We start from the raw sequence: 12,438 nt of genomic DNA, 5'->3' as shown, positions 1-12,438 counted from the left end.
TAAAAAAACAAATGACAATTGATTTAATTTCAGACACAAAAACTATACCAAGCAAAGCTATGTTAGAAGCTATGCTAAATGCAAAAGTTGGTGATGATGTTTTTAATGGAGACCCAACAGTTAATCAACTGCAAACTAAAATGGCAACAATGTTTGGAATGGAAGACGCTTTGTTTTTTCCTTCAGGAACTATGGCAAATCAAACCGCTATAAAATTACACACGCAACCAGGAGATAAATTGTTTTGTGATAAATACGCACATGTTTATAATTATGAAGGTGGAGGAGCAGCTTTTAATTCTGGAGTTACCTGTAAATTGATAGATGGAAATAGAGGTATGTTTACAGCCTCGCAATTAGAAGAAGCAGTTGTTGGTAGAGCAGATATTCATGTACCTTTTTCTAGGTTGGTGTGCATAGAAAATACAACAAATAAAGGAGGAGGCGCTTGTTGGGATTTTTCTGAATTGGAAAAAATTGGAAAAGTAACGCAATCAAATAAGTTGGCGTATCATTTAGACGGAGCTAGACTTTTTAATGCACTAGTAGCCAAAAACGAATCTCCCAAACAGTATGGGCAATTGTTTGACACTATTTCTGTTTGCTTATCTAAAGGTTTAGGGGCTCCTGTGGGTTCTGTGTTGTTGGGTTCTAAAACCCATATTCAAAAAGCCTACAGAATTCGAAAATTATTAGGTGGTGCTATGAGACAAATAGGTTATTTAGCGGCAGCAGGAATGTATGCTTTAGACAATAATATAGAGCGTTTGGCAGAAGACCATAAAAAGGCAAAAGAGATTGGTAAGGTACTATCTACGGTTTCTTATGTAACAAAAATAGAACCTATAGAAACCAATATTATTATTTTTTATGTCGATGAAAAGATAGGTGCACACAATTTTATTGAAAAAATGGCTACAAAAAATATACTGTTAACCCCAATGGGGGAAGGAAGAATTAGAATAGTTACCCATTTAGATTATACAGATGATATGCATCAAGTTTTATTGAAAGAGTTGCAAGATTTCTAAAAATAAAAACGAACTATAGGCGATATAGGAGAAGCAAATATACTTCTACTATCATCGTATAAAACATCATAACGAATACCAAAAGCAAAACGTCTACCTTGGTTATAAGCGATACCTAAATGAAGTGCAGGAAAATTAGTGGAGACTTCATCAAAGTTATCTCTCTGTCTAGCAAAATAATATTCAAACTCACCTGAAAATTGTATTCCATAATTAGTTTGGTAAAGAGAAATTATAGAGGTATTGTATGCTGTAGTTGTAAAATCGTTTATTCTGCTGCGTAAATACCCTAAACCGGCACCTAGTGCAAAACCATTATTAAAATTATATATTGCACTTGGTGAAATCCCTATAGTACTATTATTATTTCCAAAACCTATAGCTATACCTCCTCCGTAACTAACATTTTCCCAAAAATTAGACTTTTGTTGAGAACAAATAGATGTAGATAACAAAATGGTAAAAAATATGATGATAACTTTTTTCATGAAGGATTAATTTGTAGTTTCTAATTTAGCTAATTCCTTGTAATTCCTGTTTAATTTTCTTAATAAAATTCCATAAAGGAGTTGATAAAACAACCAAAAAACTCCTAAAATAAGTGTCGTGGCTATTAAAGTAGCTAAGATAACAAAAAGCAATTCTTTAGTATTTAAAACATCGAGGTCTGTCTTTACAGTAGCTGTAGTTACAGTTAACATTACCATTGCAATATAGGTTAAATTAAAAAGAACATAGTTTCTAACCGTTTTTCTTGTTTTCAATATTTTAGTCATCAGTTTAGATGTAGAATCTATAACAGATATGCGTTTATAATTCAAATAAAACATCACTAAAAAGTAAAAAAGAATGGTATATGCGGCAATTTGAGAATAAAGTACAAAATTACTCAAACCAAGTCTTTCGTATTCTTCCATAGCTTTACCTGTATCTACAAAAAAATAGAGAGAGTTTAATAGCACAAACTCTAAAATACTAATAATAAAAATCCATTTTACTATTGATGAAGAATTTGCTTGTGTCATTTTATAAATTTCTAGTGCAGAAAATTTACGGACTTCATCTGGTTGGTTTTCCCAGGCTTTTTTATAACTATCTAATACATCCATACATTATGGGTTTAGTATATTTTTTAATTTTTCTTTAGCCCTATTCATCTTAACTCTTGCGTTAACCGATGATATTCCTAAAGCTTCAGAAATTTCTTTGTAAGGTTTATCTTCAAGATATAAGAAAATTAGTGCCTTATCTATATCATTTAATTTGCGTACTGCTGCATAAAGCGCTTTTAATTGACGTTCTTCAGTATCATCATAATCATTAGACTTTATTTTAAAAGCAACATCGCTTATATCTTGTGTTTTTATAGTTCTGGTTGACTTTCGATACAGAGAAATAGCTGTATTTAAAGCAACCCTATACATCCAAGTACTAAACTTAGAATCCCCTCTAAACTTTGGATAGTTATTCCAAAGTTGAATGGTTATTTCTTGAAACAAATCATTATGAGCATCTCTATTTGTAGTATATAGTCTACAAATTTTATGAGCTATATTTTGATTTTTTTCAAAGTCCGATAAGAATTTATTTTCTAAATCTTTTTGCACTCTAGGTTAGTTAGTTTGTATAATAGGTAGCTTAAAAGTGTAATTTGTTACAAATTTCTTAAAAAATCTTTTATTTAAATTATTTATTTTAAATTTGTTTAATTAAAAAAACAATACTTTGAACAATATTAAACAAGATTTTACCATAAAAGACCTTGAAAATATTTCAGGTATTAAAGCCCATACCATTCGTATTTGGGAAAAAAGATACAATTTACTTCAACCAAAAAGAACTAGTACTAATATACGATATTACTCAAATGACAGTGTACAGAAGCTTTTAAACATTGTTTTATTAAATAATAACAACTTTAAGATCTCTAAAATTGCAAAAATGTCTGATAAAGAGATGTTGCTAAAGTCTAGAGAATTGGCTTTTGAGTCTGCAATTAATGATGAAGCTATAAACTCTTTTAAATTATCAATGTTTCAGTTTGACAAGGTTTTGTTTAACAATACCTATAACAAACTTTTACATAAAAAGACTTTTAGAGATGTTTTTAAAGATGTTTTTATTCCTTTTTTAACTCACATAGGTTTACTGTGGCAAACAGATACATTATTACCAGCTCACGAGCATTTTATATCTAATTTAATAGCTCAAAAAATACAAATTAATACAGAAAAACTTCAATACAGTGTTTCTAATTCAAATAAAACATATGTTTTGTTTTTACCTGAAAATGAGATACATGAATTAGGTTTATTGTATTTAAATTATGAGTTAGTGTTAAGAGGTAATCATACTATATATTTAGGTCAAAGTTTACCCTTAGACAATTTAGATTATTTCTTTAAAAACGGAAGAGATATTTGTTTTGTAACTTCTATGACTGTAATGCCTTATGATGACAAATTAGAGGCTTACTTTAGAGAAATTGATGATATTTTAGAAAACACAGATCATGAACTTATCGCAATAGGCAGAAAAACATCACTTCTAGAACATACCGACTTTAAATCAAAAATATCTTTACATGACAGAGTTTCTGACTTGTTAAAAGAATTATAATATTTTAGGGCTTACTTTAATTTGTTTAATATTTTGATATATTTGTTTAACAAATATATTTATGACCAAAAACATACACATAATAGGCTCCGGTTTCTCTGCATTATCAGCGTCTTGTTACCTTGCCAAAGCAGGATACAACGTAACTGTATTAGAAAAAAATAGTACATTAGGTGGTAGAGCTAGACAGTTTAAAAAAGAAGGCTTTACTTTTGATTTGGGTCCTTCTTGGTATTGGATGCCAGATGTTTTTGAACGCTTTTTTGCAGACTTTGGTAAAAAACCCTCAGATTATTACACCTTAGATAAATTAAATCCTGGTTATGAAGTATATTTTGGTGAAAACTCATCCATAAAAATATCTAAAGATTTAGAGGAAATATATAATACTTTTGAAGCACATGAAGAAGGAAGTGGTAAACATTTAAAACAATTTTTAGACTCAGCAAAGGCAAATTACGACACAGCTATAAAAGACTTGGTATACAAACCAGGAGTATCTCCCTTAGAGCTTGTTAATACAACAACTATAGCTAGAGTTTCTCAATTTTTTTCAACAATAAGAAAACAGGTAAGAAAAAACATTAAAAACCCCAAGCTTATTCAAATTTTAGAGTTTCCTGTCTTGTTTTTAGGCGCTAAACCTAGTAATACACCTGCTTTTTATAATTTTATGAATTATGCAGATTTTGGTCTTGGAACTTGGCATCCAAGAGGCGGTATGTATAAAGTAATAGAAGGTATGGTTACTTTAGCAAAAACTTTAGGAGTAGATTTTAAGACTGAAGCTAATGTTGAAAAAATTGTAGTAGATGCCAAAAAAAATGTTTCTGCTTTAATTGTAAATGATGAAAAAATAGAAACGAATTTGGTATTGAGTGGGGCTGACTATCATCATACAGAACAATTGTTAGACATAGATTACAGACAGTATTCTGCTTCTTATTGGGATAAGAAAACCTTTGCACCGTCTTCTTTATTATTTTATGTAGGCTTTGATAAAAAAATAAAGAATGCGAGTCATCACACCTTATTTTTTGATACAGACTTTGATGAACATGCTAAGGAGATTTATGATGATCCTAAATGGCCTAAAGATCCCTTATTTTATGCTAACTTTACTTCTATGACAGACATTACATCTGCGCCAGAAGGAAAAGAAGCAGGTTTCTTTCTAATTCCTTTAGCACCAGGTATTAAAGATACAGAAGAATTAAGAGAACAATATTTTGAGAAAATTATGAATAGGTTTGAGAAATTAACCAAACAAGAAGTTAAAAAATATGTTATCTTTAAAAGGTCTTTCTGTGTGAATGATTTTATAAAAGAATACAATTCTTTCAAAGGAAACGCTTATGGTATGGCAAATACCTTGATGCAAACGGCATTTTTAAGACCAAAAATAAAAAGTAGTAAAATAAATAACCTGTATTTTACGGGTCAATTAACCGTTCCAGGACCAGGAGTACCACCAGCATTAATTTCTGGTAAAATTGCAACTGAGTTAATCTTAAAAAAACAAGCATAGTATGAAAGAATTATTTGATCAAACCTCACACAATTGCAGCAAATTGGTAACCAAAAGTTACAGTACTTCTTTTTCATTAGCCGTAAATATGTTGTCACCTAGTATTAGAACAGATATATACAATATTTACGGATTTGTGCGTTTTGCAGATGAAATTGTAGATACATTTCATGATTATGATAAAGAAGTGCTTATGGCCAATTTTGAAAGAGATTATTATCTTGCCAAAGAACAGGGTATTAGCTTAAATCCTATTTTAAATTCCTTTCAACAAACAGTAAATAAGTACAAAATTAGCAATGATATGGTTCAGGCTTTTTTAAAAAGCATGAAAGCAGATTTACATAAAACAGAATACCAAACCAAAGCAGAGTATGATGAATATATTTATGGTTCTGCAGATGTGGTTGGCCTAATGTGTTTAAAGGTTTTTGTAAATGGAGATGATGACAAATATAATGAGTTAAAAGATGCAGCAATGCGTTTAGGATCTGCTTTTCAAAAAGTGAATTTTTTACGTGATCTTAAAGCAGATTATGAAGATTTAAATAGATCATACTTCCCTAATGTAGATTTAGGACAACTAAACGCAGCTTCCAAACAGATTATTATTGATGAAATTGAAGCAGATTTTGATTATGCCTATACAGAAGGAATTCTTAAATTGCCTGTAGAAGCAAAATTTGGTGTGTATATGGCTTACAGGTATTATAGACGATTGTTAAAAAAATTGAAGTCTATACCTTCAGAAAAAATTATGGATACTAGAATCCGTATTTCTGACCCTATGAAAATCAATCTTTTAGCAAGAAGTTACGTAAAATATAAATTAAATATTATTTAAATGATATATGCATTAATTACACTTGGTGTTTTTGTTTTAATGGAAGGCATTACTTGGTGTACGCATAAATATGTTATGCATGGTTTTGGTTGGTTTTTGCATGAAGATCATCATGAACCTGGATACCCTCATGTATTTGAAAAAAACGATGCTTTTTTTGTTGTTTTTGCAGTACCCAGTATGTTACTCTTTCTTTTTGGAACGTATACAGAATATAGATTTTTATTTTTTATAGGATTAGGAATTCTTTTTTATGGTATAGCTTACTTTTTAATTCACGATGTTTTAATACATCAACGTTTCAAGTGGTTTAAAAGAACAAATAATTGGTATTTAAAAGCATTGCGTAAAGCACATAAAGTACATCATAAAAATATGGGAAAAGAAGACAGTCAATGCTTTGGAATGTTATTTGTACCTATAAAGTATTTTAAAGAATACTTATAATACGCTCTTTATATTAAGTAATTGTAGCTACAACGTATAATTGACTTACACTTTAATCCATCAACCTTAAATGCAACAAAAATAAACCAATAATATGGATAATTTCGATTACATCATTGTTGGTTCTGGGGCATCTGGTTTGATGATGGTATACAGAATGTCTTTAGATGCTTTTTTTGATGATAAGAGTATATTGTTGATAGACAAAGAAAAGAAATCTATAAATGACAGAACTTGGTGTTTTTGGGAAACACCAAATGGCGAATGGGATGATGTTTTAACCACTTCTTGGAAAAACATAGCCTTTAAAGCCAACCAATTTAGTACTGAAGAAAACATAACTCCTTATCAGTACAAAATGATACGTAGTGCAGATTTTTATAGTAAGATTTGGAAACAAATTGAAAATAAAAAAAACATCACTTTCTTAAAAGAAAAAGTATATAATATAGCTCAAGAACAAGACAGAGCTAAGGTTACCACAACCACTAAAATATTTTTTTCAGATGTTGTTATCAATAGTATCTTGTTTGATGATGGGTATTTAAAGCAAGAAAAATATCCTGTATTGCAGCAACATTTTGTCGGTTTTTTCGTAAAGACAAAAGATGTTTTTTTTGATGATGAAACTGCCACTTTTATGGATTTTACTGTAGATCAAAAACAGCAAACTCGCTTTATGTATGTGTTACCCTATAGTAAAAAAGAGGCACTTTTTGAGTATACACTATTTACTTCTAAATTACTACCATATGAAGAATATAAGGGTGAGATAGAAAAATATCTTATACATAAAGGAATTACGGAATATGAAATTGTAGAACAAGAACAAGGAGCTATACCAATGACATGTTATGAATTTTGGAAAAATAACTCAGAAAACATTATTCACATAGGTACTGCAGGAGGATGGAGTAAGGCAAGTACAGGTTTTACGTTTAAAAATATTAATAAGAATTCAATACGATTAGTTAATTATTTAAAACAAAAGAAAGCCTTACAAAACTTTCATAAAAAAAATAAATTCTGGTTTTATGATTTGCTATTGCTAGATATTTTACATGAAAAAAATCATCTAGGTTCATTTATTTTTAGTGAAATGTTTCAAAAAATACCAGCACATAAAATTTTAAAATTTTTAGATGATGAAACTTCTATTCGAGAAGATTTGCAGATCATTTCAAAAATGTCTCCTTTTCCTTTTGTTAAAGCACTTTTAAAGAGAGTTTTTTTAAACTAGAAGTATATTTGTACCATCTTTCGCCAATAATAGGCTTTGTGAGCTCTTTCATCCCATTCAAAAAGTTGGTGAGATATTCCCTTTTCATTAAAAATATCTGATAAAATATAATTGCTTTTTAAAAAAGGATCTTCTTTTCCAATTGTTAAAATAATATCTATATTATCAATTTGCTGAATCAAATTAGGGTCTTCTAAATTTTTTAAATATTGATTAGGCATATTAAAATACACAAAATCATTATGAAATCCACTTAGTAAATCTTTAAAATAACCTTTAGATTTAGTCAAATCGTAACGCCCACTCATGCCTACAACCTTACAAAATAGGTTTGGATGACGCATAGCTACGTTGACAGCATGATATGCTCCTAAACTGCAACCTGCAGAAATTACATTAGGATTTGTATTAATTTTGTTAGCAAGAGGTAATACTTCTTCTAAAACATATTTTTCATATTGAATGTGTCTGTAAATCCTGTAACCAGGATGACTGAAACTGTTGTAAAAAGATTCTAGATCAACGCTATCTACACAAAAAACTTGCAAATCTCCATTTGTAATTTTTTCTTCAAGAGCCTTAATTACTTTCCAATCTTCATAATCATAAAAACGTCCCATCCTAGGTGGAAAAAATAACACTTTAGCACCAGAATGCCCAAATACTAATAGTTCCATCTCTTTTTCAAGATTAGGACTATACCATTTGTGATATTCTCGTTTCATGATTTTTTAATAGATATAACTTTTATCTTAGATATTTTGAAAAATGTTTTCAGGAAAAATATGTTTGTTTTTTTGAAGCGCTTCAGTTAATATTTCATATCCTTTAGTATTAAAATGTAAACCATCATCTTCAAAATATTGATTGTCAGCATTTCCATTATTATCTAAAAGGTTTTCAAAAATATCAACAAAAAATAAATAATCATCTTTCTCTGTTAATGTTTGAACACATTTATTTGTGTAATGAATACTACCTTGTATATTTTTACGAGCAATACTGGGTTTTATAGCTATAAAACTACATTTTATATTGCCATATTTTTCTCTAATTTTATATACTAAATTTTCAAAAAATAAAACAACTTCTTCAGGATGTCTGCCTTCTCCTAAATCGTTGTCTCCTGCATAGATTACCAAAGATTCAATAGCTGTAATATCTTTAAATATTCTATTAAAAAACCAAGTACATGAGGCTAATGTAGAGCCGCCAAAACCTAAATTTAGTGCGTTTTGATCTTTAAATATTTTCTCAACATCACTCCAAAGTGTAAATGTAGAACTTCCAAAAAACACAGTTTTTGGAGTGAATTTAGTTTCTCTAACTTTCTTTTCTAAGCGTTCTAACTCATCATGGTACCAAAACATATATCACTTTTTAAGACTATAAAAATAGGGGTTAGCCCCGAATTAAAATGTTAATTTTCTGGAAACTTAGCTTTAATTCTATCTAATCCAAGATTATGAATACTTCCTAAATGCGAATGTTGTTTTCCTAAGTCTGGTTTATAAGCACCTGCTTGTACTTGTCCACCAATTTTTTGATAAGCCTCTCTAAAAGACATGCCTTCTACCACTAAATTATTAATACTATCAACAGTAAATAAATATTGATATTTTTCATCATTCAAATCAATATCTTTTACAATAACTTGTTGAATAGCATAATTAAAGATGTCTAAAATATCTTTTACATCTTCAAAAGCAGCAATAATATTCTCTTTTAACAATTGAAAATCTCTATGATACCCTGTGGGTAAGTTGTTTGTTATCAATAACATTTCAGCATGTAAAGCTTGAATTTTATTACATTTTCCACGAATCAATTCAAAAACATCTGGATTTTTCTTATGTGGCATAATGCTACTTCCTGTAGTTAACTCGTCAGGAAAAGTTATAAAACCAAAATTCTGACTCATATACAAACAAACATCCATCGCAAAACGAGCCATAGTATTACACAATCCGCCCAAAGCAGATGCAATAGAACGTTCACTTTTTCCTCTACTTAATTGTGCGGCAACAACGTTATATTTTAAAGTTGAAAACTCCAATTCTTTGGTGGTTAACTCCCTGTCAATAGGAAAAGAGCTACCATAGCCAGCAGCTGAACCCAAAGGATTTTGATCTACAACTTTAGAGACTGCATTTAGCATGTAAACATCATCAACTAACAATTCTGCATAAGCAGAAAACCACAAACCAAATGATGATGGCATTGCTACTTGCAAGTGTGTATAACCGGGTAATAAAGAGTTTTTATGAGTATCAGCTAAATTAAGTAATGTATCAAATAATGTTTTTACTTTGTCATTTACAATAGCTAAATTTTCTTTGTAATACAATTGTAAAGCAACTAATACTTGATCGTTTCTTGAACGTGCTGTATGAATTTTTTTACCAACATCTCCAAGCTTATTGGTCAACTCCCATTCAATTTTAGAGTGTACATCTTCAAAAGATTCTTCAATAATAAAGTCTCCATTTTCGATATCAGTAGCTAATTCTTGTAATCCTTTTTTTAAGTCAGTTAATTCATCAGCAGAAATAATTCCTATAGATGCTAACATTATGGCATGTGCTAAAGAAGCTTGTACATCATATTTAGCAATATGAATATCTATTTCTCTATCATTACCAACAGTAAAATTTTCTATTTGTTTGTCTATTGAAAATCCTTTATCCCAAAGTTTCATGTTTTTTCTTAGTTTTTGGTTTTTGGTTTTTAGTTTTTAGTTGAAGAGATTTTTGCCAACAACCAATAACTATAAACCAGCAACTATTATATAATTACTCTATTTAAGAGGTCAATGTAAATTTGTATCCCTTCCTCAATTTCTGCAATATAAATAAATTCATCTGCAGAATGAGAACGAGTACTATCTCCAGGGCCTAATTTTAGTGATTGACAAGTTAAACAAGCTTGGTCAGATAAAGTTGGTGAGCCATAGGTTTTTCTTCCCATAGCAATTCCTGCTTTTACCAAATCATGATTAGGATTTATAGAAGACGAGTTTAAACGTAAACTTCTTGGTGTTATTTTACTACAAGGTGATTTTTTCTGTAAAATACTTGCAATTTCTTGGTTAGTGTAAGCATCGTTTACACGAACATCAACAACTAAATCTACATGAGCGGGTACGACATTGTGTTGTGAACCAGCATTAATTTGAGTTACGGTTAGTTTTACATCACCCAAAGCATCGGAACCTTTTTCAAATTTAAAATCTTTAAACCATTGTAAGACTTCTATAGCGTTGTAAATTGAATTGTTTTCATTTGGATGCGCTGCATGACTTGGGGTGCCTGCTACCACAGCATCAAAAACAACCAAACCTTTTTCGGCAATTGCTAAATTCATTAAAGTGGGTTCTCCAACAATTGCCACGTCTATGTGCGGAATGATAGGTAACATACTATTTAATCCATTTGGCCCACTACTTTCTTCTTCAGCGGAAGCTACAATTACCAAATTGTATTTTAAATTTTCTTGATCGTAAAAATACGTAAATGTTGCTATTAAAGATACCAAACAACCACCAGCATCATTGCTACCTAAACCATATAATTTACCATCTTTTACGATAGCTTTAAAAGGGTCATTTGTATAAGCTGAATTTGGTTTTACAGTATCATGATGAGAATTTAACAACAACGTTGGTTTGCCTTCTGTAAAATGTTTGTTTGTTGCCCAAATGTTATTTTTTGTTCTTTTAAAAGGGATATTAAACTCAATAAACCAAGCTTCTATTAAAGCTGCAGTTTGTTCTTCTTCGGATGAAAAAGATTGTGTTTCAATTAAACTTTTTAAAAGTGAAATTGCTTTTTGTGTTAGTTTTTCTTGAGTCATTTTATAACGTTAAGGTTGTAAAATTATCATTTTCTTTAGTTAACATAGCTGTATTACCTATGTGAACTTTTTGTACCCCGTTAAGTAATGCATCAAAACAATTGTCTATTTTAGGAATCATACCATCAGCAATAATACCTTTAGCAAGTAATACTTTATAAGTTGTTGTATTGATATTTTTTATAACTGAACTTTTATCATTGATATCTTGCAAAACACCATTTAATTCAAAACAATAATAAATAGATGTTTCATAAAGATTACTCATGCCAACTGCAACTTGAGAAGCAATCGTATCTGCGTTTGTGTTTAATAATTGTCCGTTTTTATCGTGAGTAATGGCGCAAAATACAGGAGTAAATTCGGCTTTAATCAATTTATTTATTCCGTTGTGATTAACCTTTTTAACATCACCAACAAAACCAAAATCGATTGCTGCAACAGGTCTTTTATCAGATTGGATAGCATTAATATCTGCACCAGTTAAACCGATAGCATTAATATGATTTGCCTGCAATTTTGCAACGATATTCTTATTGACTAAACCACCATAAACCATGGTAATTACTTCTAAGGTTTCTGCATCAGTTATTCTTCTACCGTTAATCATTTTAGATGTAATACCCAATTTAGAAGCAATATGAGTGGCACGTTTACCACCACCGTGAACTAGAATTTTATGCCCTTCAATTTTCGAAAACAACGTCAAAAATTCTTGCAAAGCATTTTCATCTTCTATAATGTTTCCGCCAATTTTTACGATGGATAGTTTTTTCATATGCCCCTTTTAATTTCCCCAAAGGGGAAAAATTATACTTGATATTATATTTATGTAGATCTTTCAGGTTTTTAAAACCTGAAAGGTCTTTTTAAAAAT

14 protein-coding genes are annotated in these 12,438 nt (G+C 30.0%); 6 read left to right on the top strand and 8 right to left on the bottom strand.

The genetic code is table 11. The features are described 5' to 3' along the window. Positions 1–11 precede the first annotated feature (11 nt). Positions 12–1,031: a low specificity L-threonine aldolase gene (locus DUT90_RS08760; RefSeq protein WP_114426774.1), complete on the top strand. Its 1,020-nt coding sequence runs from the start codon at positions 12–14 to the stop codon at positions 1,029–1,031. Here the strand turns inward: DUT90_RS08760 and DUT90_RS08755 are convergent. The 3 genes from DUT90_RS08755 to DUT90_RS08745 are packed head-to-tail and all read right to left on the bottom strand — an operon-like array spanning position 1,028 to position 2,638. Next, complete coding sequence (locus DUT90_RS08755) at positions 1,028–1,519, bottom strand: hypothetical protein (RefSeq protein WP_114426773.1); 492 nt, start codon at positions 1,517–1,519, stop codon at positions 1,028–1,030. The genes DUT90_RS08760 and DUT90_RS08755 overlap by 4 nt on opposite strands. Before the next feature lie 6 nt (positions 1,520–1,525). Then, on the bottom strand, positions 1,526–2,140 hold the full coding sequence (locus DUT90_RS08750) for a hypothetical protein (RefSeq protein WP_114426772.1): 615 nt from the start codon (positions 2,138–2,140) through the stop codon (positions 1,526–1,528). Between the two features lie 3 nt (positions 2,141–2,143). Next, positions 2,144–2,638, bottom strand: a complete 495-nt coding sequence (locus DUT90_RS08745; protein ID WP_114426771.1) for an RNA polymerase sigma factor — start codon at positions 2,636–2,638, stop codon at positions 2,144–2,146. A 118-nt stretch (positions 2,639–2,756) separates the two neighbouring features. On the opposite strand from DUT90_RS08745, the gene DUT90_RS08740 reads away from it, so the two are divergent. From DUT90_RS08740 to DUT90_RS08720, 5 genes are all read left to right on the top strand, one after another. Beyond that, positions 2,757–3,650, top strand: coding sequence for a MerR family transcriptional regulator (locus DUT90_RS08740; RefSeq protein ID WP_114426770.1), 894 nt, complete (start codon positions 2,757–2,759; stop codon positions 3,648–3,650). A gap of 61 nt (positions 3,651–3,711) precedes the next feature. Beyond that, a complete protein-coding gene (locus tag DUT90_RS08735) occupies positions 3,712–5,178 on the top strand; it encodes an NAD(P)/FAD-dependent oxidoreductase (RefSeq protein WP_114426769.1) in 1,467 nt (488 codons plus the stop codon). A gap of 1 nt (position 5,179) precedes the next feature. Then, complete coding sequence (locus DUT90_RS08730) at positions 5,180–6,022, top strand: phytoene/squalene synthase family protein (RefSeq protein ID WP_114426768.1); 843 nt, start codon at positions 5,180–5,182, stop codon at positions 6,020–6,022. Continuing rightward, positions 6,023–6,469 carry a sterol desaturase family protein gene (locus DUT90_RS08725; protein WP_181858171.1) on the top strand — a complete coding sequence of 149 codons (447 nt, stop codon included), beginning with the start codon at positions 6,023–6,025 and terminating at the stop codon, positions 6,467–6,469. Positions 6,470–6,563: 94 nt separating this feature from the next. Beyond that, positions 6,564–7,709, top strand: coding sequence for a lycopene cyclase family protein (locus tag DUT90_RS08720; protein ID WP_114426767.1), 1,146 nt, complete (start codon positions 6,564–6,566; stop codon positions 7,707–7,709). Here DUT90_RS08720 and DUT90_RS08715 read toward each other — a convergent pair. The 5 genes from DUT90_RS08715 to argB form a co-directional block, all read right to left on the bottom strand. Beyond that, positions 7,706–8,434, bottom strand: coding sequence for an esterase family protein (locus DUT90_RS08715; protein ID WP_114426766.1), 729 nt, complete (start codon positions 8,432–8,434; stop codon positions 7,706–7,708). The genes DUT90_RS08720 and DUT90_RS08715 overlap by 4 nt on opposite strands. A gap of 27 nt (positions 8,435–8,461) precedes the next feature. Continuing rightward, the gene (locus DUT90_RS08710; RefSeq protein ID WP_114426765.1) at positions 8,462–9,079 is read right to left on the bottom strand and encodes a GDSL-type esterase/lipase family protein; all 618 of its coding nucleotides are present in this window, start codon (positions 9,077–9,079) and stop codon (positions 8,462–8,464) included. Between the two features lie 50 nt (positions 9,080–9,129). Further along, positions 9,130–10,407 carry an argininosuccinate lyase gene (argH, locus tag DUT90_RS08705; RefSeq protein WP_114426764.1) on the bottom strand — a complete coding sequence of 426 codons (1,278 nt, stop codon included), beginning with the start codon at positions 10,405–10,407 and terminating at the stop codon, positions 9,130–9,132. Positions 10,408–10,493: 86 nt separating this feature from the next. Continuing rightward, positions 10,494–11,561 carry a M20 family metallo-hydrolase gene (locus DUT90_RS08700; RefSeq protein ID WP_114426763.1) on the bottom strand — a complete coding sequence of 356 codons (1,068 nt, stop codon included), beginning with the start codon at positions 11,559–11,561 and terminating at the stop codon, positions 10,494–10,496. A 1-nt stretch (position 11,562) separates the two neighbouring features. Beyond that, positions 11,563–12,339 (bottom strand): acetylglutamate kinase, encoded by a 777-nt coding sequence (gene argB, locus DUT90_RS08695; protein WP_114426762.1) that lies wholly within the window; start codon positions 12,337–12,339, stop codon positions 11,563–11,565. Positions 12,340–12,438 lie beyond the last annotated feature (99 nt).

Origin of the sequence: Polaribacter sp. WD7, from assembly GCF_003335085.1 — a bacterium.
In the GTDB taxonomy this organism is placed as follows: Bacteria; Bacteroidota; Bacteroidia; order Flavobacteriales; family Flavobacteriaceae; genus Polaribacter.
This window is presented reverse-complemented; position numbering and strand designations above follow the sequence as displayed.